We start from the raw sequence: 24,936 nt of genomic DNA, 5'->3' as shown, positions 1-24,936 counted from the left end.
CTCACACACGCAATTTTTGCGTTTTTGTTCTTATTCGTTCCGTCCATCCTACCGGACGGAGCCTAAAAAATCTTAAATATCCGGGTGTTAGCCCTTCATTTTTAGGCGAGCAGGGACAGCAAAGCGGCCCCGGCGGGGTCGATTTGGCCTTGAGATTCCGGGTTTTTTCCCGAATCCAGAACGGAATTCGCAAGAATCTTACCCAGCTCGACCCCATACTGGTCAAAAGAATTGATGCCCCAGATAATCCCCTGAACGAAGACCCGGTGTTCATACAGGGCGATCAGTTGCCCCAGATTGAAGGCGTCCATCCGGTCAAACAGCAATGTGACCGATGGGCGGTTGCCGGGGAAGGTCTGGTGCGGGTTGTTGTTGGATTGTTCCTCGCTGCGCCCGGTCATCAGGGCTTGCGCCTGCGCGATCATGTTGGCGAGCAGGATGTGGTGGTGGTCGGCATAGGGTGCAAAAGTTTCGCGGGATCCGATAAATTCACACGGTACGATATCGGTCCCCTGATGCAACATCTGATAAAACGCATGTTGCCCGTTCGTGCCCGGCTCGCCGAAGACGATCGGTGCCGTGGCATAGGGTAATGCCTCGCCATCACGGTTGACGCGCTTGCCGTTCGATTCCATGTCCACCTGTTGCAGGAAAGCGGGCAGGTGGATCAAATTCTGGTCATAGGGCAGGACGGCCAGACCGGAACAGTTCATAAAATTGCGGTTCCATACACCGATCAGGCCCATAAGAACGGGCAGGTTCTGGTGCAGGGGGGCCGTCTGAAAATGCCGGTCCATGGCGTTCGCGCCATCCAGCAGGCTGCGGAAATGATCGAAGCCAACGGCCAGTGCGATGGATAATCCGATGGATGACCACAGGCTGAACCGTCCACCGACCCAGTCGCGGAAGGGCAACATGTTATCGGGGTGGATGCCGAAGTCCGTCACGGCCTTTTCATTGGTGGACAGGGCGATGAAATGCTTGGCAATCGCATCGTCCTTCTTCAGTTTCGCCAGCAACCAGGCCCGCGCCGTTTGCGCGTTTTTCATGGTTTCCTGCGTCGTGAATGTTTTCGATGCAATCAGGAACAAGGTCGTGGCCGGGTCACACCCTTGCAGGGCATTGTGCAAATGGGTGCCGTCGACATTCGATACGAATTTCACGGTGATGCCATCGACATGGAACGGGCGCAGGGCTTCGACCACCATGTGCGGGCCCAGATCCGATCCACCAATGCCGATATTGATGATGGTGGTGATGCGCTTGCCCGTATGGCCCGTCCATGCACCGGAATGAATGGCGTCGGTGATGGTTTTCATCCGGTTCAGGACGTCATGGATGAACGGCATGACGTTTTCACCATCGACGATGACGCTGTCCTTTGCCGGGCGGCGCAGGGCGGTGTGTAAAACGGCGCGGTTTTCCGTTGTGTTAATGGGCGCACCGCTGAACATGCGGTCACGCCAGCCCTCTAAATCACAGGCGCGGGCGAGGGCCAGGAGCAAGCCAAGCGTATCATCATTCATGCGCTGGCGCGAAAAATCGGCATACAGGCCCGGCAACGACAGGCGCATGGCCTTTGCGCGATCCGCATGCATCAAATCATTCATATGCACATAGCGCATGGTGCGCGCATGCGTGTCCAGCGTCACCCATTCGGGGAGCGTGTTATTCAACATTGGGTAAATCCGTACGGGTTGTGGTCGGTGTGATGCCTTCGGGTTTGCCGACAATCACCGTGGTCATCGCATCCGGGGTCAGCAGGCGTTTGGATACGCGCGCCACATCATCCGCCGTAATGGCATTATAACGCGCGGTAATGCCATCCAGATAATCAATGGGCAGATCATCCAGCCGCAGGCCCAGGATCAGTCCGGCAATGCCCTGTGTCGACGTCAGGGCCAGTGGCATGGACCCGGTCAGGTAATCCTGCGCGGCCTTTAATTCATCCGCGCTGACGGGTTCGTCGCGCATTTTGATCCATTCCGTGCGGATCAGGCCCATCACTTCGCCGGCCTTGTCATTCCGGGTGGAGGTGGACACGCTCAGCGCCTTGACATGGTCCAGCTGGTACATCGATGAATAGATGCCATAGGTCAGGCCGCGTTTTTCACGGATTTCTTCGGTCAGGCGGCTGCCGAAGCCAGACGACCCAAGGATAAAGTTCATCACCTGTGCGGCGTGATAATCGGGATCGGAACGGTCAATACCACCCTGCATCATTTGAATGGATGTTTGCGGCACATCCTTGTCAAACAGGGTGATGGTGTTGCCGCCCTGAATGGTCAGATCCGAAATGGTCTGGATTTGCGATTTTTCCGGCAGGGCCCCGAACATTTTGTCCAGCAGGGGTTTTAATTCGTCTTCGGTAATGTCCCCGGCCACGGCAACCAATAAATTATCGCGGGCGAAGCTGGTTGTTGTGAAATGGCGCAGGTCGTCCGCGGTGATTGCGGCGAAACCGCTGACTGTACCGCCGCTGTTCATGGCGTAGGGGTGCCCGGCAAAGGCCACGTCATTCATAATGCGCGCGGCGATCCAATCGGGGTCGGACAATTGTGATTTAATCCGGCTGATATTCGCGGCCTTCATCCGGTCGATGGGGTCTTGATCGAACCGCGGCGAGGTCAGGGCCTTGGCCATCAAATCGGTGGCCAGATCGCGGTGACGGGTCAAGCTTTTCAATGAACTAAAAAAATCATCGCGCCCCACATCGAATCGCAGGGAGATGGAATTGTCGGTCAGTGTTTTCTGGAAGGCTTGCGAATCCATATCTGCGGCACCTTCGTCCAGTGTGTTCGATGCCAACCGGGCCAGCCCCTGCTTGTCTTGCGGGTCCAGCGAGGCCCCCGCGCCGGCGAAGGCGAATTCAATCGCGATGGCCGGGACCGAATGATCTTCCAAAAACCATGCGGTAATACCGCCATCACTGGTGACGGAGCGAATATCAAGGAAGCGCTCGGCTGGCTCTGCGTTGACGGATGATTCTATGGTCGTCACCTCCGCCGCCCATGCGGGGGTGATGGCGGGGGCGGCGACACTGAGGATGAGAACGGCGCTGAGGATCAGGGGTTTCATTGTTGGGCCCCATCTGTGCTGTTGGTGGCGTTATCGTTGGCGGGTGTTGTGGTCTCCGGCGTGGCATTTTCTGCGGGGACCGGTTCGTCTTCGCTAATGATTTTATCGGGTGTGGGGGCGGGTAAAATCCACCCTGTGACACCGCGGCCATGCGTGCCCGCCGGTTTGATCAAATATTGCGCCACGCGTTTAATATCGGCGGCGGTTACCGCATCAATGTCATCGGCCCAATATTCGACATCGTCAATCGTGCCGCCGGTGGTGATGGTCTGGCCGAAGATCATGGCCGGGCCCTGTAAACTATCGCGGGCCAGAGCGGCGCTGTCCTTCATTCGAATTTTGGCGGTGGCCAGTTCGTCATCGGTGACGCCATCGCGGGCGAATGTGGCGATAATCGCATCGGTGGCCGCCTCTATGGCGTCCATGGCGACGCCGTCGACGGGAATGGCATAGAGGGCGGCGGTCGCATCATCCCATGCGGTGGGGTTGTACGAAAAACCGGCACCGACGGCGACTTTCTGATCGACCACCAGCGCTTTATACAAACGGGATGACGCGCCATCGGACAGGATGCTTTCCGCAACTTGTAACGCAATGGCATCGTTGCGGTTCTGGCGCAGGGACGGCATGCGGATCATGCGCTGAAATACCGGCTGGTGCACACGCGCGGACTGCATCACGATGCGGGATTCGCCCGGTACATTCATCACCGGCGGTGCGGTGCGTGCGGGGACGTCGCGAGCGACAACCGCGCCATATGTTTTTTCAACGATCGGCATAATGTCGGCCAATTTTACATCGCCCGAAATCACCACGGTCGCGTTGTTGGGGGCGTACCATTTATTGTGAAAATCCATCGCGTTTTCACGGGACAGTTTTGCAATTTCATACGGCCAACCAATCACCGGAATGCCATAGGGATGACCGGGGAACAGCGCATGGCGCATTTGTTCATGCATCTGGGCGTTGGGGTTGCTGTCGGTGTTTTGACGACGTTCCTCCAATACGACATCGCGTTCGGACAAAACCTGATCCGCAGGCAGGGTCAGGCCGCGCATCCGGTCGGCCTCCATCGCCATAACATCTTCCAGACGGTCAGCGGCGATGGATTGGAAATAGGCGGTATAATCCTGGGACGTAAAGGCATTGTCATTCCCGCCCATCGCGCGCACGCGTTTGGAAAATTCACCCGGGGGTACGTTTTCCGATCCCTTGAACATCAAATGTTCCAGAAAGTGCGCGATGCCCGATTGCCCGGCGGGTTCGTCGATGGCGCCGACGCGGTACCACACCATATGGCTGACCACGGGGGCGCGGTGATTGGGAATGACCACGATGCGCAGCCCGTTGGCCAGCGTGGCCTCTTCCGCGCCAAAAATTTTTGTGCGTTGCGGTAATGCGGGGTCCGTGACAGGCGCCTGGACCGTTGTCTGGCCGAGGTCGGTCTGGCCCTGGGCCAAGACGGACGGGGAGATGAGGAAAAAACCAATAAAAACAGGAATCAAAATGTGTTTCATGTCTTCTGGTTTACCCGAGAATCGGGGCAAAGCAAAACCCCAAATAAAGGGGGTTTAAAACTTTGACATAACTGACAAAAAGACGCTAACGTCAGGCCATGACAACGCACAATACATATAATTGGGGCTTGCACGACCAGACCCGGGCGGGGATGGCGGGGTTGGCTGAATCCGTCACTGCGCTGACCGTTCCGGCCACGCCGCAAACGCTGGCCGCGCTGAAAAAACTGGCGCTGAAAGAATCGTTTAATGCCCGCGCCGGGCGGTTTGGCCTGATGCAATATCAAGTCGCGTGGCAGGACGCGGTCACGATTCTGCTGGGCAATATGCGCAATCACGTTGTGAAATGTAATACGCGCCTTGAAGCGATTGGCCGCCACATGGCATCGGTCATCGGCGATTTTCCCGAAGCCGAATATGACGCGAAATTGCGCGATTATATTCAATTCTGGGGCCAGGTTGCGCAGGAGCAGAAACAACAGGCTCACGCGACCAGCAACATGCTGATCGCCATTCCCAATATGGCCGAATTTGCCAAACAATCCGCGCGCCGGACGGAAATTGAAATGGATCGCGTCCATTTTCTGGCCAGCAGCGCCTTTGACGAGGTGGTTGATCGCCGTGACGATGGCGCACCCGTGTCCGGCGATGATGCGCAGGTCCGGCGGAACCGGCTGGCCCATGCCTGTGACGCGATGGCGGAGCAGGCGTTGGATCATGCCGTTTTGAAACAGAAAATATCCCAACGCGCCGTGGTGTGTGCCGCATCCGAACGGGTGGCCAATATCAGCGGGGACGAGGATGTGTCGATGTTGTTTACCTATCTGGCACAGGCCCTGACACGCGGGGCCGGGAACGATCTGGGGCTGGCCGATCAATTATTGCGTGGGGCATATTACGCACGGGATGTACAACGTCCGGCGTTTCTCTATAATTTCAAAAAGTAAAAATGACCGGCAAAAGCCGGCGTAAAAAACAGGATATCTGGGGTTTTTGATGAAGCCGTATAATTGGAATTTGCACGACGCCACTGTCGATGCTCTGCGTGAACTTGATAAAAGCTTTGATCAGATCAATAGCGATGCGCCCGTTCCGCTGTCCACATTCAAGGACTGGGCGTTGGCCGCCGCGTTTAATGCCCGCGCGTCAAAGAATGAATGTGATCGCGCCTATGATGGCATGAAGGATCTGGACAAGACCATCGCGGGCCGCATTCTGGGGGCCGTGCGCAAGGGTGGTATTCTGGCGTCCATGGTGACCAACCACATCAAAACCGTGATTGAACATTGCCCGCAGGAGCAAAGCACGATTGATCGCATGACGCGCGACCGTCTGTTGCGTTTGCAATATTTGCAGGAGCTGAATGTCCAAGTGGTGCCAACAATGCCCATTTTCCGCGGTGAAACGAACAGTTTTTCCGATTATCATACGACCTTGAAAAATTTCCTGCTGTCGGCGCGCCGGATCGATGAAACACACCGCGATATTGCCGCCCCCTTTATGCAGGACAAGACGGCGCGCCCGTCCGTGAGCGATTTAAAAATTTCTCTCGGCAAGGTCACGGCCGCGGGATTGGATCTGGCCAGCCAGCAGGTCGATCTGGCGAAGGACTGCCTGTCGATGGCGTCGACGCTGCTGGTCATCAAGAACTACCCGAAACCCATTCAGGTCACGCCCGATCTGGACAAACGACTGAACGATTATATGACGTTGGCCATGGAAATGTCCCGCGCGGCACGGTTTAACCTTGCCGTTGCGCGCGAGGATGTGTCGCTGCAATATTTGATGGATAATTTGGAACGGCCCGTGTTCCTGTACGCCTTACCGCGCGGTGGAAATGTACGCAGCGGCCCGGCCATGCCCCCGGCGCGGACTTTGCCGTCCCCTTAAATCATCGTGGTCGTCATCAATAAAAAACCCGCCAATATCTGGCGGGTTTTTTATTTCATCCGGGGTGAATTTATTTGTCCTTGATGGATGGCGTTTCGCCATCGGTGACCGGTTTTCCCGCTTCCGTATTGGTGCGGATGCGCTCGGCCTCGGCGGCGGGATCAACAATCTGCGCCTCGGTCTTGCCGCTGCCCAGACCCAGCAGGCGGGTCGCCACGGGTTTGTCCTCTTTGTCGGACATCGTGGCTTCGGCATCAACGACGCCGCGAATGGATGGGTCGGCGTAAACGCCACCGGTTTGTTGCAGCAAGGCCGCTTCGGCACCGCTGGCCTGCGTGCTGCGGGTTGTTTCACCCAGAACGGCGTTGCGGGCTTCTTCCGTGACGGCGATTTCCTGCGGGCGCGGGGCACCGGGGCGGGGCGGACGGATTGTGTAATCCGGCGGCATTTCCAGCGGGGCGCGTTTGACAACGGCAAATTCATCCGGCGCCTGACGGGTCAGGCCCAATTGTTCCTTGGCCCCCTCACAGGCGGATAAGGACAGGGCGCATCCGGCGATGATGATGGCGCGGGTCAGTGTTTTGGTCATTGCGATACACCTTTGTTACGTTTCGGTTCCAAGAATAGCCCATCAATCAGGATCAGGGCAATGCCGATGGAAATGCAGGAATCCGCCACATTAAAGGCAGGCCAGTGGAAACCGGCGACATGGACATCCAGAAAATCGATCACGGCCCCAAATCGGACCCGGTCAATCACGTTCCCGGCGGCCCCGCCAATCACCAGCGTCAGACCCGTGGCCAGCCACGCGCTTTTCGCCCGGACCAGCCAGACGGCAAACGCCGTCATAATCAACAGGGATACGATTGTCAAAATCGCCGGGCCGTAATCATGCCCTTGGGAAAACAGGCCAAAACTGACCCCCCGGTTCCAGACCATGACCAGGTTGAAAAATGGCAAGACCTCGATCTGGGCAAAGGGAAAGCGGTCCCCCGCCGAGAACAGCCAGTTCAGAAACGGCATTGCCGTGGCGGCTTCGTTCGCTGGGGTGACCAGCGGTTTGATCATGATTTCCGTGATCCACCATTTGCTGATCTGATCCAGAACCAGCAAAAGACCAGCCAGCGGAAATGCGACACGTGCATACGGGGGGCCCAGAAGCATGATAAATTACGCCGCCTTCTTGTTCTGTTGATACCACCGCACGGCGTCCGCATCGCGGGCCGACAAATCCGGGTATTCCGGATCGGACCCGACATCGGGCACGATGCGCCAGCTGCGCTGGCATTTGCCGCCTTCGGCGCGGGTGAACACAACGGCCACGCCGGGGACGTCGTTCAATGTGAACGCATCCGCCGGGGCGGTTTCGGTTTTTACACTGGCCTGCGATGTAATGCTCAGCTCCGCCAGATCAATGCCCTCGACCAGCTTGGCCATGTCTGCGTTCAGGTACACAACCGGGTGGGCTTCCAGTGATGACCCGATGGTCTTGTCTTTGCGCTTCGGCTCCAGCGCGCCGAGGATCACGCGGCGAATATCCTGCAACGTGGCCCATTTGGTGGCCAGTTCCTCGTTCTTCCAATCCGCCGGAATGACCGGGAAGGTGCGCAAATGCACGCTGTCCGTATCCTGTGCAAACACGCCGCGGGGGCGATAATTCCATGCATCTTCCGCCGTGAAGGCCAAAATCGGCGCCAGCCAGGTGACCAGACAATCAAAAATTTTCGCCATCACCGTGCGGCATGCGCGGCGTTCAAACGAATCCGGGCGGTCGCAATAGAGGCGATCCTTGCGAATGTCGAAATAGAAGGCGGAGAGTTCCCCGGCGCAGAAATTATGCAACCGGTGCGCCAAACGCCCGAATTCATAATTTTCAATATGGCCGCGCACATCACCGTCAATTTCGGCCAACCAGTGCAGGACCAGTTGTTCCAGTTCCGGCATGTTTTTATATTCGGATTCCGGCACCATTTCGGATTTATCAAACCCGTCCAACGCGCCCAGCAAATACCGGAACGTGTTGCGAATGCGGCGGTACAGATCGGCGGTGACCTTCAACGTGTCCTTGCCGATGCGGATATCTTCGCTGTAATCCGATAACATGGTCCACAGGCGGATAATATCCGCGCCATGTTCATCCATCATTTTCAACGGGTCCACAACATTGCCCAATGATTTGGACATTTTGTAGCCCTTGTCATCCAGAACGAACCCGTGGGTCAAAACGGTTTTATACGGGGCCACGCCATTCGTGCCGCATGATTCCAGCAGGGATGAATGGAACCAGCCGCGGTGTTGGTCTGATCCCTCCAGATACAAATCGGCTTTGCCAACGCCTTCAAAATCCGGCCATGTTTTGGTGTCGCCCAGAACGAAGGAATGGGTGGAGCCGGATTCAAACCAGACATCGACAATGTCGAACACTTGATGGTAATCGTCCGGGTTATATTGTCCGCCCAGGAAGTATTGCGCGTCATGGCTCCACCACGCATCGGCGCCTTCGCGTTCAAACGCATCGGCAATGCGGGACAGGACATCGGCATCCTTCAACACCTCGTCCGTTTCTTTGTGTACGAACAGGGCAATCGGCACGCCCCATGCGCGTTGGCGCGAAATGCACCAATCCGGGCGGTTTTCAATCATCGCGGTGATGCGGGCTTCGCCCTTGGTGGGGACCCAGCGTGTATCGCGGATCGCGGCCAGTGCCTTTTCCCGCAACGGTGCATTGTTGTCGCCATGGGCTGCGGTGGTGATGGCGTTCATGCCAATAAACCATTGCGGCGTGGTGCGGAAAATCACCGGGGCCTTGGACCGCCAGCTGTGCGGATAATCGTGTTTGATCGATCCCTTGGCCAGCAGGGCGCCATTTTCATCCAGTGCTTTCAGAACGGCGAAATTCCCGCCGCCCATTTCGCCCTTTTCGGTTAACACTTCCATGCCCGCAAATAACGGCACATGGTCACGGAATTTCCCGTCATCGGTGACGTTGTCGGGAATATCCTTTGCGCCGAAATGCTTCATATACAGCCAGTAATCGTCTTCCCCATGGCTGGGGGCGATATGCACGAACCCGGTCCCGGTGTCGTCGGTCACGAAATCACCGGCCAAAACGGGCACGTCAAAATCATACCCATGCGCATGCAACGGGTGATCGCACACGGTTTTGTTCAGGTCGAACGATACGGGGGCTTGCGTCCACTCTTCGATATGGGCTTTGGCTTTCACATCATCGGCCAGCTTGGTGGACAGGATCAGTGTTTCGCCCACTTTCGCGCGCGCTTCATCCTTCACCGCCGTGATGGTATAGGCGGCGTAATCCAGCGCGTCACCAAACGCAATCGCGCGGTTGGACGGCAATGTCCACGGCGTGGTGGTCCAGATCACAATGAATGTGTTGGCTTGCCCACGCACGGGGAATTTCACCCATACGGTGATGGATTTGTGGTCCTTGTATTCCACTTCGGCTTCGGCCAAAGCGGTTTTTTCAACCGTGGACCACATCACGGGCTTCACGCCCTTGTACAGCCCGCCATTGGTGGCGAATTTGTGGATTTCGCGGACGATTCCCGCTTCGGCCCGGTGGGTCATGGTCAAATAGGGGTTGGCCCAATCGCCATTGACGCCCAGACGCTGGAACTGCGCGCTTTGCGTATCCACCCACTTCTGGGCAAAGGCGCGGCATTCGGCGCGGAACGCAATCGCATCCACATCATCCTTGTTCTTGCCGGCATTGCGGTATTGTTCTTCCACCTTCCATTCGATGGGCAGGCCGTGGCAATCCCAACCGGGCACATACGGCGCGTCATATCCCATGCCTTGGTAAAAACGGTTCACGACATCTTTCAATGTCTTGTTCAATGCGTGGCCCATGTGGATGTCGCCGTTGGCGTAGGGGGGGCCATCATGCAACACCCATTTCGGACGCCCGGCGGATGTGGCGCGCGTGGCGCGGTACAGATCCATGTCCTGCCATTTTTTCAAAATTTCGGGTTCGCGTTTCGGCAATTCCCCGCGCATCGGGAAATCCGTTTTCGGCAGGAAGACGGTGTCCTTGTACTTGTCCGCGTCGCTCATTTTCGCGCCCTTGAAATTCTGAAGTGGATTGAGGGGGGCACTATCGCCAGAAATCCCCAGAGAATCAAGGGTTTTGGGCCAAAATGGCGAATCTGGCCTAGGGATTTTGGGCCAGAATGGCCCGGGCTTCGGCGCAATCGGCGGCAATCTGCGCGATCAGGGCGTCGAGGCCATCAAATTTAGCCTCACCGCGCAGGCGGGTTACAGGCCGCACACGCAGCGTTTTTCCATAAATATCGCGATTAAAGTCGAACAGATAATTTTCAATCCGGCCGACCTTTAATTCAAACATTGGGCGGATGCCGATATTGGTGGCACCGGGAATCCATGGTGCGTCTGGGCCGTCTTCGACAATTTTCGTCCATGTCGCATACACGCCATAGGCGGGGTGCAACGTATCGCCCAGCCCGACATTGGCGGTGGGGAAGCCCAGTTCACGGCCGCGTTTGTCGCCCTGTTCCACCACGCCACGCATTTCCCATTCCCAGCCGAGCAGGGTATTGGCTTCGGCAATATCACCGGTGCCCAGGGCCTGGCGAATACGGGTGGATGAAATGTCATCGCCCCCGCCGTCTTTATCATCGTCATCGGCGATTTTATCCATCACGGTGATGGGAATGCCGGCGGCGTCAATCATGGCGGCGTCGCCCTTGCGCAATTGGCCAAAACGGAAATCACGGCCCACCACGATGTGCGCGGCGTTCAATCCGTCTTTTAAAACGTGCTGGATGAAATGATCCGCGCTCTGGCTGGCGAAGGGCCAGTCGAAATTCAGGCTGACCAGAATATCAACGCCATGGGCGGCCAGACGGTCGGCCTTGACCCCCGCGGGCGTGATGCGAAACGGTGGGTCGTCCGGGCGGAATAGGTGGCGCGGGTGCGGTTCAAAGGTCAGGACGGCCAGCTTGCGTCCCGTATTTTTGGCAATCATGCGCGCCGCGTCGAACAGGCCGCAATGGCCCCGGTGGACACCGTCAAAATTCCCAATCACCACCACGGCATTGCGGGCGGTTTCGGGCAGGTTTGCGTAAGACTGGTACTGGTCCATAAAATTCTCTTATAAGGCGGGAAAAACGTCTTATATACTCTGTGGTAATAGGGGATACGCCAATATGCAAGAGTGGGACATGAAAATATGAACGGCGCCGATCTGGAATATGTCGCCCATGGGCCCAAAAGCGGTCAGGCGAAGAAGCTGGTGGTCCTTTTGCACGGCTATGGCCGCAATGCCAAATATATGGACAAGATGGCGCTGGCCGTGTGCGCGTTGATGCCCGATGCGCTGGTCGTGGCCCCGCATGGCCCGGAACAATTGGTGGTGCCGCACGGCATCGGCAAACATAACGGTGATGTCCTGCACATCCCGCAGGAGGTTCTGGCCGGTAATGATGGTAACGATCCCGCCATGTTGCGGCAATGGTTTGCCATTGATGGTGATTTAAAAACGTTGTATCCGCGCATGGTGAATATCGCGCGTGTGATGAATGAATTTATTGATGCGCAACGCGATTTGATGGGCCTGAAGGATGCCGACGTGGCCTTGATGGGGTTTTCGCAAGGCGGCGGCGTGGCGTTGTTCACGGGCTTCACCCGTGGGGCCAATCTGGGGGCGCTGGTGGGGCACAGCTGCATCTTCTTCCATGACCCGGCGATGAGTGCGACACCGCACACCCTGATGATTCATGGTGACAATGATCCGGAATTTGCAACGGCGGCGTATCTGGCGGCGTTTAACGCGGTGTCCGCCTATACCAAAGGCCGGGCGACGCATCACGTCGTTCCCGGCCTCGGTCATTACACCAGCACCGCATCGCGGGCGGTGATTGCGGATTTTATCCGCGATCAATTGTGCCCGTGATTATCGTTTGGCGCGTTTGCACTTTGGATAATCGCTGGCATTCACACGGGTCCATGTCTGTTCCTTGCCGAACAATGGAATGCCGACATAGCCGCTGACGGCCAGCGTGCCGTCATCGTTCATTTCCATCTGGCCATCATACACATCGCCTTCGTCGGCTTTGTAAATCTTGCCATCGCCCCATTCGTTGGCGCTCAATTTTTTCAGGCCATAGATAATCGGCAAACCGCACATCGGGCGGTTGTGCAAGGCGGCGTCCGGATTTTTGTCATCAAACTGCATGCCGCCCTCGATGATCCAGTGAATGTACCCGCACATCATGGATTTATTTTCCTGGCACGGTTCAACAGAAACGACGGACCGTTTGTTCTGTGTCAACCACAACCCTGTCGGGTCGGTTTCGGCGTGGGCCGGCTGTGTCATGGTCAATCCGATCAGGAGTGAAAAAAGCCCGAAGGCCAAAATGGTGCGCATTGATAACATGGTGTTGATCCTTCTTTTTCTTCGTTTTACGTTCCCAAAACATGGAACAGCCAAAAGGATACGCCCTTCACGGTAAAAGTCAAAAGTGGGTCTGTGCATGCCTGGCGCACGGGCGTATTCATTAAAGCCATAAAACATCCTCTAGCGCATCGCCCAACGCGCGTTCGTCCAGCTTGGTCAGGTTCTTGTCAACCTGCGCAATGATGGAGCGTTGGACGTGTTTGCTGATCGATGCGCGCAAATCGCCCAATGTTCGCGGTGCAGCGACCAGAATCAGGCGGTCAAACTCACGGGCGGCATCGGCATCATCCAGAAACGTGGCCAGATCATGCGCAAAATCCAACGCGGTGGCGCGCTCTTGCTCCATATGCGGTTCATATTTGTGATGGATGGTGCCTCCGCCTGAGCTGAAAGATCGTCCAATGGTCCGGTTGTTCAACGCGGATTGTAAGTCTTGCTCCGGCGAAGCCTCCCCAATCAATTTCAAATGTCGGTCAATTTTTTCGAAAATGCGCGCGCCATGTTTATCCGCAACGACAATCCAGACGCGCGGTGTTTTAATTCCGGCATGCAACGTCACGGGTGCGGCCGTAACGTCCCGATTTTGTTCAGCAATTTGCCCGGTCAGTTTCATGGTGAACTCTCCTTAACAACAAGACACACGATAAAGCCATACAAGGGAGGATAGCGCGCAAATTCCCGTGGGCCAGAGGGGTGTTTGCACGCTATTCCATCCGCATTTTTCTGCTATAAAAAAGCATTGTTCCCCTGTGTGGGGCAGAAGAGAGGTTTGATGAGATTGATATTGTGTGCGGCGGCCCTGATGGGATTGTCGTCTGTTATTTTCGGGGCGGCGGGTGATCACCTGCTGGTCGATAATTTGACCACGGCGATGACGGATCGGTTTGACGTGGCGCTCCGCTATCACCAAAATTACAGTATCGTGCTTTTGGCTGTGGCTTTGTATGGAATGACCCGTGTTATCCCATCGCGAATCTTGATGGCTGCGGCATGTTTGTTTTTCGTGGGAACGCTGATTTTCTGCGGCACGCTGTATGCGTCCCTGTACTGGCAGGCCGAGGGCTTAACGGCCGGCACACCCATCGGCGGCCTTAGCCTGATGACGGGCTGGATCCTCCTGCTCGTCTACGCTATCCGCGGGACGCGATAGGCCACATTCCGCGCACGCCACCCATTAAAAAACCCCACAGAAATCGCGGGGTTTTAACAATTATTGATGGTAACCCACGCGCGATTTTTCTGTCGCAGGCTTGTGTTACGTTTCCGGTGTTTGTTGCCTCTGGGCACGGTGTCGATCGTGGCGGATCTCTCTTGATTATAATTAGTGCTCTGATTTTGTTAAAAAATCCGCTTCAGTTTCGCCTCAGCTTGATGCGCCATTCTTGATGATATCGAACGATATCTGAAGGTTTTGCGTATGTATCAGTTGGATTATCAAGAAAATGGCCTGTCCTCCGGTCGATTGCGTCTGACCAGGCCCCAGTTCCTCCGGGCCGGGTCGGCGCGTCCTGTGGCTGTATCGGTTTTTTCGCAACAAACTTGCGGTCGGTTGGCTGTGGAGGCCTTTATTAAAGGCGTTTACGCAAAGTCGTACGGCGCAAAAATTAACGTGCATTACCCGATCCTGATGAGCGTTCAGGATGCGGGCGGTGTTATCCTGTCCGCTGTTGGTTTTCGTTATGCCGTGCATGAGCCTCTATTTCTGGAGCAATATCTATCAGCCCCGATTGATGAGCTTTTGCAATCACCGCGGGATTCTATAACCGAGATCGGTAATCTTGCGTCGAATGGCGGAGGGGCCTCGTCGTTCCTGTTCGCGGCACTGGCCGCATATCTTCATAATCACGATCAACGTTATGCTGTGGTCACGGGAACGAATTTTATTGAAAAGCGCTTGCGTATGATGGGCCTGCGTCCGCAGCGTTTGGCGCAGGCCGACCCATCCCGTCTCCTGCATCATGATGAAAGTTGGGGTACATATTATGATACGGATCCTCACGTTCTGGCTGGGTGTGTCGATCATGGCTATCGACGTTTACAGGCGTTTATGGGGGCAGAATATACAGCGCATGAGGCCCCGCTAACGACAGCGCTCCATTATCGTGGGGATTTGTCATGATCGAAAATCATATCCGGTTGGGTTCAGATGATTATAACCGTATTGCGCTACGTGACGATAAGCGCGTCGTTTCTTATGCCGATGTCTGGGATAAAGTTCAGGAAAAATCCTCCGCTTTAACGGGCTACAAATGTGTAGGATTGGCGCTTGATAATTCAGTTGATTGGGTTTTGTGGGACCTGGCCTGTCTTGTTCAAGGCGTTGTTGTTGTCCCAATTCCGCCCTTCTTTACGAAGGCGCAGACACAGCACGCATTGCAATCCTCTGGTTGCGATGGGTTGATTAAGGACGATGGTATTTCGCCACTTCCGTTTATACCTGTTGATCTCCCGCTCGGGACGGCAAAAATTACCTTCACGTCGGGTACAACAGGAACGCCGAAAGGGGTGTGTCTTTCATCGCAATCCATGTTGAGCGTAGCGCAAGGTGTTGTGGATATGCTGGGGGTGGATTTTGCGGGCGTTCATTGCTCTGTATTGCCTCTTGCTGTGCTTTTAGAGAACGTTGCCGGAGTTTATGCAGCGTTGATCGCTGGGGCGACTGTTGTTTTGCCCTCTTTGCGCAGTTTTGGTTCGCAATACGAAAATCTGCATAGTGTGTTGTCTACTGAAAAGGCAACGTCGGCTATTTTGGTTCCGGAAATTCTTCGTCTTTTAATGGGGCAGGTTGTTGCGCGTGCGCCTTTGCTGGATTTGGATTTCATCGCAGTGGGCGGTGCCCGCGTGGATAAGGTTTTACTGTCAACGGCGCGCAGTATGGGATTGCCCGTTTACGAAGGTTATGGATTGTCCGAATGCGGATCCGTAGTTGCGATGAATGTACCACAGCGGGATCGTAGCGGTACGGTTGGGACGATTTTACCGCATGTGAAAACGGATATTATTGATGGTGAAATTGTCATTTTGAACCCAGCCTTTCTTGGGTATGTCGGCGCCCCCCATGCGGGAATTTTCAAAACCGGCGATTTGGGCACGCTTGATGATGATGGATTTCTCTCGGTCACGGGGCGTCGCAAAAATGTTTTGATTACGTCTTTTGGTCGAAATGTTGCCCCGGAGTGGGTGGAATCAAAACTTCTATCCTTTCCAGATATAGCGCAGGCCTTTGTTTATGGGGACGGGCAGGCCCATTTAAGCGCGCTCATTGTCCCGTCGCGTCCCGATGTTGAAATCGCCGCGGTTGTTGATCGGGTGAATAAAGATTTGCCTGATTATGCCCGTATTTCTGATTTTTCGATGACGGCCCCATTCACACCAGCGGATGGGACGTTAACCGGTAATGGCCGTATGCGGCGGGATCGGATCATGGCTACACGTTTGAATTTGCAAAAGGAGAGCAAAATGAAATTTTATGATCGTCTTGTTAAAGAAACGGAAAGCGCTCGTCAGGAACTCTATGCCGTTCCGCAGCTGATGGATGGAATAAAAGGCAAAATCAGCCGTGAAACCTATATTGCGTATTTAACGGAGGCCTATCACCATGTCCGCCATACGGTTCGCTTTATGATGGCGATGGGGGTGCGATTACCGGAAAGCAAGAAATGGCTGCATGACGCGATTTCTGAATATATCGAGGAAGAAAAAGGCCATGAGGAATGGATTTTAAACGATGTCGCCGCGGCGGGCGGTGACAAGGAAGAAGCCCGGAACGCAACACCGAATTTGGAAACGCAGGTCTTGGTTGCCTATAACTACGATTATATCGCTCGCCAAAACCCTGTAGGTTTTTTGGGGATGGTGTTCATGTTGGAAAGCACATCCATTCAAATTGCGAATAAAGGCGCCGATGCCGTGAAGGGGAATTTGGGGTTGCCACAAACGGCGTTCACATATCTGTATTCCCACGGTGCGCTGGATATCGAACATCTGAAGTTCTTTGAGGACTTGGTCAACAAAATTGATGATCCTGAGGACCAGGCCGCGATTATTGAAGTGGCAAATAATACATTCCGCCTTTTTGCCAATGTTCTACGCTCCATTCCTCACGAGCAGGAGGTGCGAAATGTCGCTTAACCGCAAACGCGTGTTTATTACCGGAGGGACGGGGGGAATAGGTCGCCCGCTTGTCTTGCTGCTGGAAGGTGCGGGAGCGATTGTGACGGTCTATTCACATGAAGAAGAAGGCGGGCTGGCAGAAAATTTAGATGTTGTTTGCGCTCGCTTGGCAGCAGACCCTCCGGACATTCTTATTAATATGGCGGGTTATAACGAATTTGAAGTCTGTGAGAAGCAAAAAGCGGCTCCTATGCTGAATTTAAATCTCCTTGTTCCCATACGTATGACGCAAGCGGTTTTGCCGGGCATGAAGTCGCGTGGTAGCGGCCAGATTGTCAACATCGGTTCAATGATTGGTTTTATTCCCCTGCCATATTTCAGTCTCTATGCCGCAACGAAAGCTGGATTGAAGGGGTTTTCGGATTCATTGCGTCGCGAACTGGTCGGCTCTGGCATTGCGGTAACGCACATTTCTCCGCGTGCCGTAAAAACAAAGGCGAATAGTGGTCTAAAGGCACTGCTCAATCAGGAAACAAAAACGCCGGAGGATGACCCTATTCATATCGCGAAACGCATATTTAAAGCCATTCAGGCGCGAGAATCCGACGTTCGCGTGGGATATGCAGAGCGTATATTCGCTATCCTTAATGTTGCGTTTCCTTCCCTTGTTGATAGCGGCCTGCGCCGTAATAAAGAAATTGCTGAATCTATTCTCTCCCAACCTAACGAAAAGAAAGAAAATAGTTATGAAGAAAACATATATCGCATTCATGGCCGCACTTCTGCTTAATGCGGTACCGTCCTGGGCACAGGATGTGAATGGGATCCAGGTTGTAGATCCTGTCGCTGAGCAAATTTCATATCTGCAAAATGAATGGTCGCGAATTAAGTACCAAATTCCGGATGATGAAGAAAAATTAGCGGCTATCCATCGGTTGGAAGCCCATGCGGCCAGCGTCACCGCCAGCTTTCAGGATCGTCCGGAGCCAAAAATATGGGAGGCAATCATCCTGTCAACGGATGCGGGCATTGTAAAAGGAATGTCTGCCCTGCCCAAAGTCAAAAAGGCCAGGGATCTGCTTGAACAAGCCGAAAAAATTGATGAGCGGGCTTTGGATGGATCGGCTCATACATCTCTCGGCTCTTTATATTATCAGGTTCCCGGCTGGCCGGTTGGATTTGGCGATGATGACTTGGCCGAAGAGCACTTGAGAAAGGCGTTAGTTATCAATCCAAATGGGATTGATCCGAATTATTTTTACGGTGATTTCCTGATACAGGATGGTCGATATGATGAAGCTGCAACATATTTAAAACGCGCATTGCAGGCTCCGGATCGCCCAGGTCGGGCTTTAGCGGACGCCGGGCGTAGACAGGAAATTAAGGCAGCTCTTGCAAAAATAGACGAAAAGAAGAAAACTGGAGAAGGTGGCTATAATTAAAGGCATTTTATTTTATGCGCCTTCTTCTGGTTGAAGACGACAAAAACCTAGGGTGTGCAACGGCGCAGGGCTTGAAAGAGTCCTTCGCCGTTGATTGGGTTTTATCGGCGGAAATGGCCGATGATGCGATGGCAACACAATCTTATGATCTTATGGTTCTTGATATAAACCTTCCTGGACGGTCGGGATTGGATTTTCTTGCTGAAATGCGTTTTAAAAAGGCGCAAATTCCAGTTTTACTTCTGACGGCACGCGATGCGATCCGCCATCGCGTTGAAGGGCTGAATGCTGGTGCCGATGATTATCTGGTTAAGCCATTTGATCTGGATGAATTGCTGGCGCGTTGTTCTGCCCTTGTTCGTCGCGCTCAGGGGCACGCGGAGCCAATCGTCAGTGTTCATGATATTGTTTTTGAGCCAGCGACCGGCAAGCTTACAAAAGACGGAAAGGTTGTTGTTCTTTCCGGCCGTGAGCGTGCCATTTTTGATGTTTTGATTCACAATTTGGATCGCCCAGTCAGCAAGGATAAAATCGAGCAAAGAATTTATGACTGGTCTTCAGAGGATATTGAGAGCAATACAATTGAAGTCCATGTCGCGGCCCTGCGTCGCAAGTTAGGACGTGATTTAATCAAGACGATTCGCGGCGTTGGATATATGATAACAAGATGAAAAATAAATCTTATTCATTGCGGAAACGCCTTCTGATCTGGATTAGCTTTCCTGTTCTTCTGGCATGCCTGTTGACTGTTCTGCTCGCCTTCGTCTTCTCGTGGCACGAAATTGAGGAGGTTTATGATGCCCAGCTGGTCCATTCTGCAAAAACCTTGTTGCAAATGACCGAGCACGAGATTGGGCAAGGTGGAAACGTTACAATTGCCTTGGGCCCCGAAAATGCGAATTTGCAGCACCGCTATGAAAAGAAAATGGCGTTTCGAATTTGGCATCGTGATCATTTGGTTACACAATCGGCGAATTCTGCAGAATTTGGCGATTTTCATGCGCCGCCCGGTTTTTCCGACCAGATGATAAACGAAAAGCCGTGGAGGTTTTTTGTTTTCGTCGATGCGGAAAAGGATATCCGGGTTGAAACGTCTGAACGCTATGCAATTCGATATGAATTGATTGGGCAGTTGGTCACTAGCCTCGTTATACCTATAGTTTTGTTTGTCCCGGTTATCTTTATTATTGTCTATGTAGGGACACGGTATGCGCTCAAACCGCTCTTGCGTCTTTCTGTTCTTGTTGATCATCGGCATTCGGATGATCTTAAGCCTATTGCCATGAACGGAATCCCGTCCGAAATTGCTCCACTTACATCGGCTATGAACCGTTTGTTCATCAGAATTGAAGACAGTTTTCGTCGTGAACGAGAATTTACGGATCACGCGGCACACGAATTACGCACACCGTTGGCGGCGATGAAAACGCAAACACAAGTTCTGATGCGGCAGTTCCAAGGGGATGAATCGGCTGCTGAAGGGTTCAATAACCTTCATGAAACAATCGAGCGGGCCAGCCACATGGTGGAGCAGCTTTTATCTCTGGCGCGGTTGCAGAATGAGACAGCTTCGTTTGAGCACCTTGATTTGTCTGAGTGCTTACGACAGGAAATTCATGAATTTAGCCTTTTGGCGAAGGATAAATCCATATCGCTTGTGTCGGAGATAGCGGATTCTGTCTTTGTTTTGGGGCAAAGTGAAACCCTGCCTCTGTTGCTGGGTAATATTATCGGGAACGCGATTAAATATACGCCCGGCGGGGGATGTGTGAAAATCACCCTGTCAGTGGACGGGGTGATGGCCATTTCTGATGCCGGTCCTGGTCTTTCGGACGATGAAAAAAAACACGTTTTTGGCCGCTTCGTTCGTGTCGATAAGACCGGAAAAACGGGCAGCGGTCTTGGCCTGTCCATTGCTGAGTGGGTTGCCAATCTTCATGGTACGCACATCATATTGACTGATAACGTGCCCAACGGCCTCGTGGCCACGGTGCCATGGAAAACGATCTGACAAGCACCACCATTAAAAAGCCCCCGCTGGATTGCAGCAGGGGCTTTTTAATGGTGGCGGCGGAGGGACTTGAACCCCCGACACAAGGATTATGATTCCTCTGCTCTACCGGCTGAGCTACGCCGCCAACGGGGGGTTTTATGACGCGGGGCGGGGGAAATGTCAAGCATGGTGCCGTATTTTTCCGGTCTGGCCTATGGGGCGGGGGTTTTTGGCGGAAAATCGCGGGGCGGGCCTTAAAAAAACCGGGCGGTTGAGGGGCTTACGGGGTGGGCATTGTCCTGTCCCGGGGTGGGGCTACCTGAATTGGTAGGGCGGATCGACGTGTGCAGCGTTGTGGAGGCCAAAATGACAACCAAAGATAAAGTGCTTTTTATTCTCACCTCGCATTCCAGGCTGGGTGATACCGGGCGTGTGACCGGGTTTTTTTTCGAAGAAATGGCGGTGCCGTATTATGCCTTGGAACGCGCGGGGTATGATGTCGATATCGTGTCGATCCGCGGTGGTGCGGCCCCGGTGGACCCCGCCAGTTTAAAAGACACGGGTGAGAATGATCCGGCGGTGGATCGGTTTTTGAATGACACAAAAGCCATGCGAAAATTGGCGACCACCAAATCCATCGACCGGGTGGATGTTGATGCCTATGTCGGGGCGTTTGTTCCCGGCGGGCATGGGGCGGCGTGGGATATGCCCGGCAATGACGTGCTGGGGTCCATTCTGTCCACCATCTGGGCGCGCGGCGGGGTCATCGGCGCGGTGTGCCATGGCGTCAATGCGTTGATCGGTGTTGTTGATGAACGTGGCGTGCCGTTGGTTCAGGGGCGTATGGTGAATGGCTTCACCAACAGTGAAGAACGGGCGGTTGGGCTGGACCTGGCGGTGCCGTTCCTGCTGGAATCGCGCCTGCGTCAATTGGGGGCCCGGTTTGAAAGCGGTGATGATTTCCATGCCTTTGCCGTGCATGACGGGCGGCTGGTCACCGGGCAAAACCCGGCATCATCCCGCGCGGTGGCTGAAGAGATGATCACGGCGCTGAATGCTAGAAAAAAACAACAGGCGGCGTAATTTACGCGGCCAGTGGAATGACGCTGTGGGCGGTGGATTCAATCCATCCGCCACCGATCATGCGGTCATTGATGTAGCAGACGGCGGCCTGCCCCGGGGATATGCCGTATTGCGCGTCATTCAGTTGAATGCGCGCATGGCCATCGTGATCCAGATGCAACGTCGCCGGGATTGGGGCCATGACGGACCGGAATTTCACCATGACCGGGATATGATCCACCCCTTCGCCATCCAGCGCGCAGGTGGGTGATGCGCCCGGTGCCGGGGGCGTGTCAATCAACCAATTGCCATCCTTTAAATTCAGAATGTCGCGCGCCAAGGCATCTTTAGGCCCGACGATGATGCGGTTTGTGGCCGGGTCAATGCGCACGACATAAAGCGGATCATTATTTTCACTGACCCCACCGCCGATACCCAATCCTTTGCGCTGGCCGATCGTGTACCCGACAATTCCATCATGCTTGCCGACCACGCGGCCATCAATATGCACGATGTCGCCGGGCTGTTGCGCCTGGGGGCGCATGCGTTTGACGATGCCGGCGTAATCGCCGTTGGGTACGAAACAGATATCCTGGGAATCCGGTTTGTCCGCGGTGATCAGGCCCAAACGCTGCGCATGTTGACGCGTGACGTCCTTGGTCCATCCCCCCAACGGGAAGCGCAGGAAGTCCAATTGTTCCTGCGTCGTGGCGAACAGGAAATAGCTCTGATCTTTGCCATGATCATGGGCGCGGATCAATTCGGCGCGGCCCGTGTCGGGATTGACGTTGCGCTGGATATAATGGCCCGTGGCCATGCAATCAGCGCCCAGGTCGCGCGCAACGGCCAGCAGGTCCTTGAACTTCACACTTTGGTTACAGCGTACGCAGGGAATAGGCGTTTCACCGCGCAGGTAGGAATCGGCGAAATCGTCGATCACCTGTTCGCGGAAATTGCTTTCGTAATCCAGAACGTAATGGGGGAATCCCTTCATTTCGGCGACGCGGCGGGCATCGTAAATATCCTGCCCCGCACAGCACGCGCCTTTTTTCTTCAGCGCCGCACCATGGTCGTAGAGTTGCAGCGTCACGCCGACAACGTCATAGCCTTCCTCGGCCAGCAGGGCGGCCACAACGGACGAATCCACCCCGCCCGACATGGCCACAACCACGCGGGTGTCTTTGGGGGCTTTGTTGATGCCTAAAGAGTTCAGCTTTATTTCGCTCATGGGGCGGAATATAGGGTTTTTCCGCAGAAATGCAAGGTTTTTGCCATAATGTGAGGGTGGGGTGGTTTGAAGGCGGGTGGCGTTAATACGCCATGCTGCCAAATCCGGCTCCAAAATCAGAAAGCGGGCCGGATGAAGGGCCTTGGGGGTCTTGGTCCCTTTGGCTGGCCCGGATGGCCCCGTTCAGGGCGTTGCGGGCGGCGACGTTGATTTGCGCGGCGCTCAAGTGAACGCCCCAGATGGGGCTCATGCTGCTGCCGACCACGCTGATCCCGTTGTCGCGGGCGTGGGCTGTGTCATACCGCTCACCATGCCCGTGGCCCCCGGCAGGGGCCCGGCGAATCAGTTCATCCCGTTCCATCTGGCGTAACAGATTGCCGGGTTCGTCCTTCACAGGCGTGTCCCAGTTTGAATGGTATGGTTTGCAGTTCATAAAGCCAGCGACCCGAACATTGTACAACGCCTGGTCCAGATTGGATCGCACGGGCACGGAAAAACCACGTGCGGCTGGCGCAACCTGATCCATGACAATGCGGCCATGCGATTCAAACAAACGGCCTTGGGCGCGCAAATCCTGGTACAGGGCGATGTCATCAGGGGCGGATATGCATTTCAACTGCATCATCGCGTCATCCTGCAATTGCTGGAATGCCAATTCGGCTTGCCCCTTGGTCAGGGCATCGGGTTTGTGATGATCGGCCCAGCTTTTGAAATATTGCATGGCATAGGCCGCAATATAATAAATCGGATATTCCGGACCGAACCCGCGCGGGTTCTTTTCCGGGTCCTTTAAATCTTCCAGATCACGGTCCAATGCGGCCTTGAGCGTGGCAAAGCTGACACGGGCCGGCATTGATTGTGTCGTGAAATGGGTGAAGTGATAGGGCAGGCCATCATGCTCATCCAAATCCGGTCCCACCGACCATGGCGTGCGGCCCGACGCGTTGATCAGAATATATTTCCCGCGATAGCCCAATTCTTTTTCCAGCACATTGATGCCGTCAAAAAACGAATTGCCGGGGCCAAAGCACAGGATGGTTGATTTTGGATCGTTGAAATCCAAACCCGATGCGCGCACGGACGCAATATCGGATGGGTTGGCAATAAAACCGGGGGCGCCGTGCAGATGATCCATGGCGGTGTTGCGCGATGGGCCGGGGCTGGCGATCAGATGATGGGCCTGTATCGTTTGCCCGTCCGCCGTGTGCAGGGTGAGCGTGCCATGGTCATCCCGTGTAACGGAATCGATGCGGGCCGCTACGGTTTCAACCGTGATGCCGTGGGCCTTGGCGGTGTTCAGCGCATCAAGGGTCAGGTCGTGCATAAACGCGCCATAGATGCGGCGGGGCACGCATTGATCCATATCGGCAAGGGGGTGATGGGCCGCATAAAATTGCGTGAAGGCGTCGGGTGCGCACAGGCTGGGCTTCAGCGCATAAGCCGGCCCGCTGGTCAGCAGGCAGTCCGGTTGATCCGGGTCAAAGGCGGCGCACCGGCCAAACAATCCCTTTGCATCGACCCAGATGATTTTGGGTGCGGGTGTGGCGGGATCTTCGGATTTGAATTTCTCAAAATGAAACAGGATATCGTGCAATGCGATTGTGCCACATTGTCCGCCGCCCAGAATGGCGATGGTTGGGGAAGACTGGTTCTGATCGGCCCCGTGTGTCATCGGCTTAACATACGCCGGATCGGGGGCTGGAGGCAAATTTAACATAAGGAAATGGGCCCACTTTATCAGGCCCATTCTTCCCCTATAACGATTAAAAAATGGCGAATGTGGCCCCAAGGGCGGCTGACCAGCCCGGTTTGGGGCCCGAATCCTATGACCACGCCGGGTTCGAACCCGGCAGGGCGACAATCAGCCCGTCCAGCTCGTCCCGCATCATGATCTGGCAGGACAGGCGGGAGGTTTTTTGCAGGTCAAAGGCGAGGTCGAGCATGTCTTCCTCCTCCATGCTGACATCCCCGGTATCGGGCAGGACCTTGTCCCACCAATCGGGGTGGACATAGACGTGGCAGGTGGCGCAGGCCAATGATCCGCCGCACGCGCCTTCAATTTGTTCGATGTCGTGTTTCTGTGCAATCTCCATCACGGACAGGCCGTTGGGCGCGTCCACCATTTTGGGGGTTCCATCTTTCATGATGAAGGTCATGGTTGGCATGATTGTTTGATC

23 protein-coding genes and 1 tRNA gene are annotated in these 24,936 nt (G+C 54.8%); 11 read left to right on the top strand and 13 right to left on the bottom strand.

From position 1 onward, the window contains the following. Positions 1 to 101: 101 nt before the first annotated feature. The 3 genes from pgi to A11S_RS09680 are packed head-to-tail and all read right to left on the bottom strand — an operon-like array spanning position 102 to position 4,595. Positions 102 to 1,679 carry a glucose-6-phosphate isomerase gene (gene pgi / locus A11S_RS09690; protein ID WP_015468345.1) on the bottom strand — a complete coding sequence of 526 codons (1,578 nt, stop codon included), beginning with the start codon at positions 1,677 to 1,679 and terminating at the stop codon, positions 102 to 104. After that, positions 1,669 to 3,078 carry a M16 family metallopeptidase gene (locus A11S_RS09685; protein ID WP_015468344.1) on the bottom strand — a complete coding sequence of 470 codons (1,410 nt, stop codon included), beginning with the start codon at positions 3,076 to 3,078 and terminating at the stop codon, positions 1,669 to 1,671. Before A11S_RS09685 ends, pgi begins: the two co-directional genes overlap by 11 nt. After that, positions 3,075 to 4,595 (bottom strand): M16 family metallopeptidase, encoded by a 1,521-nt coding sequence (locus tag A11S_RS09680; protein WP_015468343.1) that lies wholly within the window; start codon positions 4,593 to 4,595, stop codon positions 3,075 to 3,077. The genes A11S_RS09685 and A11S_RS09680 overlap by 4 nt, the downstream gene beginning before the upstream one ends. A gap of 98 nt (positions 4,596 to 4,693) precedes the next feature. Here A11S_RS09680 and A11S_RS09675 point away from each other — a divergent pair, with 98 nt between their 5' ends. Both A11S_RS09675 and A11S_RS09670 read left to right on the top strand, forming a co-directional pair. Beyond that, positions 4,694 to 5,542 (top strand): hypothetical protein, encoded by an 849-nt coding sequence (locus tag A11S_RS09675; RefSeq protein WP_015468341.1) that lies wholly within the window; start codon positions 4,694 to 4,696, stop codon positions 5,540 to 5,542. A gap of 49 nt (positions 5,543 to 5,591) precedes the next feature. After that, positions 5,592 to 6,485 carry a hypothetical protein gene (locus A11S_RS09670; protein ID WP_015468340.1) on the top strand — a complete coding sequence of 298 codons (894 nt, stop codon included), beginning with the start codon at positions 5,592 to 5,594 and terminating at the stop codon, positions 6,483 to 6,485. A 70-nt stretch (positions 6,486 to 6,555) separates the two neighbouring features. Here A11S_RS09670 and A11S_RS09665 read toward each other — a convergent pair whose 3' ends face one another. The 4 genes from A11S_RS09665 to A11S_RS09650 all read right to left on the bottom strand — a co-directional run bounded on the left by A11S_RS09665 (position 6,556) and on the right by A11S_RS09650 (position 11,607). Continuing rightward, complete coding sequence (locus tag A11S_RS09665) at positions 6,556 to 7,074, bottom strand: DUF3035 domain-containing protein (RefSeq protein ID WP_015468339.1); 519 nt, start codon at positions 7,072 to 7,074, stop codon at positions 6,556 to 6,558. After that, positions 7,071 to 7,649, bottom strand: a complete 579-nt coding sequence (lspA, locus tag A11S_RS09660; protein WP_015468338.1) for a signal peptidase II — start codon at positions 7,647 to 7,649, stop codon at positions 7,071 to 7,073. The genes A11S_RS09665 and lspA overlap by 4 nt, the downstream gene beginning before the upstream one ends. Positions 7,650 to 7,655: 6 nt before the next feature. Next, on the bottom strand, positions 7,656 to 10,559 hold the full coding sequence (gene ileS, locus A11S_RS09655) for an isoleucine--tRNA ligase (RefSeq protein ID WP_015468337.1): 2,904 nt from the start codon (positions 10,557 to 10,559) through the stop codon (positions 7,656 to 7,658). Positions 10,560 to 10,656: 97 nt separating this feature from the next. Next, complete coding sequence (locus A11S_RS09650) at positions 10,657 to 11,607, bottom strand: bifunctional riboflavin kinase/FAD synthetase (RefSeq protein ID WP_015468336.1); 951 nt, start codon at positions 11,605 to 11,607, stop codon at positions 10,657 to 10,659. Between the two features lie 87 nt (positions 11,608 to 11,694). On the opposite strand from A11S_RS09650, the gene A11S_RS09645 reads away from it, so the two are divergent. Then, positions 11,695 to 12,417, top strand: coding sequence for an alpha/beta hydrolase (locus tag A11S_RS09645; protein ID WP_015468335.1), 723 nt, complete (start codon positions 11,695 to 11,697; stop codon positions 12,415 to 12,417). Here the strand turns inward: A11S_RS09645 and A11S_RS09640 are convergent, their stop codons facing one another. Further along, positions 12,418 to 12,900 carry a DUF2147 domain-containing protein gene (locus A11S_RS09640; protein ID WP_015468334.1) on the bottom strand — a complete coding sequence of 161 codons (483 nt, stop codon included), beginning with the start codon at positions 12,898 to 12,900 and terminating at the stop codon, positions 12,418 to 12,420. It lies immediately after the preceding gene. Positions 12,901 to 13,021: 121 nt separating this feature from the next. Beyond that, a complete protein-coding gene (locus A11S_RS09635) occupies positions 13,022 to 13,534 on the bottom strand; it encodes a host attachment protein (RefSeq protein WP_015468333.1) in 513 nt (170 codons plus the stop codon). 159 nt (positions 13,535 to 13,693) lie between these two features. Between A11S_RS09635 and A11S_RS09630 the strand changes: the two genes are divergently transcribed. The 7 genes from A11S_RS09630 to A11S_RS09600 all read left to right on the top strand — a co-directional run bounded on the left by A11S_RS09630 (position 13,694) and on the right by A11S_RS09600 (position 20,487). After that, positions 13,694 to 14,071, top strand: coding sequence for a DUF423 domain-containing protein (locus tag A11S_RS09630; protein WP_041802680.1), 378 nt, complete (start codon positions 13,694 to 13,696; stop codon positions 14,069 to 14,071). Between the two features lie 267 nt (positions 14,072 to 14,338). Next, a complete protein-coding gene (locus A11S_RS09625) occupies positions 14,339 to 15,040 on the top strand; it encodes a thermostable hemolysin (protein ID WP_051054897.1) in 702 nt (233 codons plus the stop codon). After that, positions 15,037 to 17,052 (top strand): AMP-binding protein, encoded by a 2,016-nt coding sequence (locus A11S_RS09620; RefSeq protein ID WP_015468330.1) that lies wholly within the window; start codon positions 15,037 to 15,039, stop codon positions 17,050 to 17,052. Before A11S_RS09625 ends, A11S_RS09620 begins: the two co-directional genes overlap by 4 nt. Next, positions 17,042 to 17,824, top strand: coding sequence for an SDR family NAD(P)-dependent oxidoreductase (locus tag A11S_RS09615; protein ID WP_015468329.1), 783 nt, complete (start codon positions 17,042 to 17,044; stop codon positions 17,822 to 17,824). Before A11S_RS09620 ends, A11S_RS09615 begins: the two co-directional genes overlap by 11 nt. Then, positions 17,781 to 18,476, top strand: a complete 696-nt coding sequence (locus A11S_RS09610) for a hypothetical protein (RefSeq protein WP_081604782.1) — start codon at positions 17,781 to 17,783, stop codon at positions 18,474 to 18,476. The genes A11S_RS09615 and A11S_RS09610 overlap by 44 nt, the downstream gene beginning before the upstream one ends. A gap of 14 nt (positions 18,477 to 18,490) precedes the next feature. Then, positions 18,491 to 19,147: a response regulator gene (locus A11S_RS09605; protein WP_015468327.1), complete on the top strand. Its 657-nt coding sequence runs from the start codon at positions 18,491 to 18,493 to the stop codon at positions 19,145 to 19,147. Next, positions 19,144 to 20,487, top strand: coding sequence for an ATP-binding protein (locus A11S_RS09600; RefSeq protein ID WP_015468326.1), 1,344 nt, complete (start codon positions 19,144 to 19,146; stop codon positions 20,485 to 20,487). Before A11S_RS09605 ends, A11S_RS09600 begins: the two co-directional genes overlap by 4 nt. Positions 20,488 to 20,538: 51 nt before the next feature. On the opposite strand, the gene A11S_RS09595 is transcribed toward A11S_RS09600, so the two are convergent. Beyond that, positions 20,539 to 20,614: transfer RNA gene (locus tag A11S_RS09595), tRNA-Met, on the bottom strand. A gap of 221 nt (positions 20,615 to 20,835) precedes the next feature. Here A11S_RS09595 and A11S_RS09590 point away from each other — a divergent pair. Then, positions 20,836 to 21,552 carry a type 1 glutamine amidotransferase domain-containing protein gene (locus A11S_RS09590; RefSeq protein WP_041803155.1) on the top strand — a complete coding sequence of 239 codons (717 nt, stop codon included), beginning with the start codon at positions 20,836 to 20,838 and terminating at the stop codon, positions 21,550 to 21,552. Between the two features lies 1 nt (position 21,553). Here the strand turns inward: A11S_RS09590 and mnmA are convergent, their stop codons facing one another. The 3 genes from mnmA to A11S_RS09575 all read right to left on the bottom strand — a co-directional run bounded on the left by mnmA (position 21,554) and on the right by A11S_RS09575 (position 24,924). Beyond that, entirely contained in the window at positions 21,554 to 22,759 is a 1,206-nt protein-coding gene (gene mnmA / locus A11S_RS09585; RefSeq protein ID WP_015468324.1) for a tRNA 2-thiouridine(34) synthase MnmA, read from the bottom strand. A gap of 82 nt (positions 22,760 to 22,841) precedes the next feature. Further along, positions 22,842 to 24,476, bottom strand: a complete 1,635-nt coding sequence (locus A11S_RS09580) for an FAD/NAD(P)-binding protein (protein ID WP_015468323.1) — start codon at positions 24,474 to 24,476, stop codon at positions 22,842 to 22,844. Between the two features lie 106 nt (positions 24,477 to 24,582). Next, positions 24,583 to 24,924, bottom strand: coding sequence for a 2Fe-2S iron-sulfur cluster-binding protein (locus tag A11S_RS09575; protein ID WP_015468322.1), 342 nt, complete (start codon positions 24,922 to 24,924; stop codon positions 24,583 to 24,585). Positions 24,925 to 24,936: the final 12 nt, after the last annotated feature.

It is taken from the genome of Micavibrio aeruginosavorus EPB (assembly GCF_000348745.1).
GTDB classification, from domain to species: domain Bacteria; phylum Pseudomonadota; class Alphaproteobacteria; order Micavibrionales; family Micavibrionaceae; genus Micavibrio; species Micavibrio aeruginosavorus_A.
Note: the sequence above shows the minus strand (reverse complement) of the source record. Positions and strands in the feature narration are given on the sequence as shown.

Excerpts from the sequence above, each read along its gene's own strand:
- pgi (WP_015468345.1), bottom strand. The coding sequence starts at position 1,679 with ATGTTGAATAACACGCTCCCCGAATGGGTGACGCTGGACACGCATGCG.
- A11S_RS09685 (WP_015468344.1), bottom strand. The coding sequence starts at position 3,078 with ATGAAACCCCTGATCCTCAGCGCCGTTCTCATCCTCAGTGTCGCCGCC.
- A11S_RS09680 (WP_015468343.1), bottom strand. The coding sequence starts at position 4,595 with ATGAAACACATTTTGATTCCTGTTTTTATTGGTTTTTTCCTCATCTCC.
- A11S_RS09675 (WP_015468341.1), top strand. The coding sequence starts at position 4,694 with ATGACAACGCACAATACATATAATTGGGGCTTGCACGACCAGACCCGG.
- A11S_RS09670 (WP_015468340.1), top strand. The coding sequence starts at position 5,592 with ATGAAGCCGTATAATTGGAATTTGCACGACGCCACTGTCGATGCTCTG.
- A11S_RS09665 (WP_015468339.1), bottom strand. The coding sequence starts at position 7,074 with ATGACCAAAACACTGACCCGCGCCATCATCATCGCCGGATGCGCCCTG.
- lspA (WP_015468338.1), bottom strand. The coding sequence starts at position 7,649 with ATGCTTCTGGGCCCCCCGTATGCACGTGTCGCATTTCCGCTGGCTGGT.
- ileS (WP_015468337.1), bottom strand. The coding sequence starts at position 10,559 with ATGAGCGACGCGGACAAGTACAAGGACACCGTCTTCCTGCCGAAAACG.
- A11S_RS09650 (WP_015468336.1), bottom strand. The coding sequence starts at position 11,607 with ATGGACCAGTACCAGTCTTACGCAAACCTGCCCGAAACCGCCCGCAAT.
- A11S_RS09645 (WP_015468335.1), top strand. The coding sequence starts at position 11,695 with ATGAACGGCGCCGATCTGGAATATGTCGCCCATGGGCCCAAAAGCGGT.
- A11S_RS09640 (WP_015468334.1), bottom strand. The coding sequence starts at position 12,900 with ATGTTATCAATGCGCACCATTTTGGCCTTCGGGCTTTTTTCACTCCTG.
- A11S_RS09635 (WP_015468333.1), bottom strand. The coding sequence starts at position 13,534 with ATGAAACTGACCGGGCAAATTGCTGAACAAAATCGGGACGTTACGGCC.
- A11S_RS09630 (WP_041802680.1), top strand. The coding sequence starts at position 13,694 with ATGAGATTGATATTGTGTGCGGCGGCCCTGATGGGATTGTCGTCTGTT.
- A11S_RS09625 (WP_051054897.1), top strand. The coding sequence starts at position 14,339 with ATGTATCAGTTGGATTATCAAGAAAATGGCCTGTCCTCCGGTCGATTG.
- A11S_RS09620 (WP_015468330.1), top strand. The coding sequence starts at position 15,037 with ATGATCGAAAATCATATCCGGTTGGGTTCAGATGATTATAACCGTATT.
- A11S_RS09615 (WP_015468329.1), top strand. The coding sequence starts at position 17,042 with ATGTCGCTTAACCGCAAACGCGTGTTTATTACCGGAGGGACGGGGGGA.
- A11S_RS09610 (WP_081604782.1), top strand. The coding sequence starts at position 17,781 with ATGAAGAAAACATATATCGCATTCATGGCCGCACTTCTGCTTAATGCG.
- A11S_RS09605 (WP_015468327.1), top strand. The coding sequence starts at position 18,491 with ATGCGCCTTCTTCTGGTTGAAGACGACAAAAACCTAGGGTGTGCAACG.
- A11S_RS09600 (WP_015468326.1), top strand. The coding sequence starts at position 19,144 with ATGAAAAATAAATCTTATTCATTGCGGAAACGCCTTCTGATCTGGATT.
- A11S_RS09590 (WP_041803155.1), top strand. The coding sequence starts at position 20,836 with ATGACAACCAAAGATAAAGTGCTTTTTATTCTCACCTCGCATTCCAGG.
- mnmA (WP_015468324.1), bottom strand. The coding sequence starts at position 22,759 with ATGAGCGAAATAAAGCTGAACTCTTTAGGCATCAACAAAGCCCCCAAA.
- A11S_RS09580 (WP_015468323.1), bottom strand. The coding sequence starts at position 24,476 with ATGTTAAATTTGCCTCCAGCCCCCGATCCGGCGTATGTTAAGCCGATG.
- A11S_RS09575 (WP_015468322.1), bottom strand. The coding sequence starts at position 24,924 with ATGCCAACCATGACCTTCATCATGAAAGATGGAACCCCCAAAATGGTG.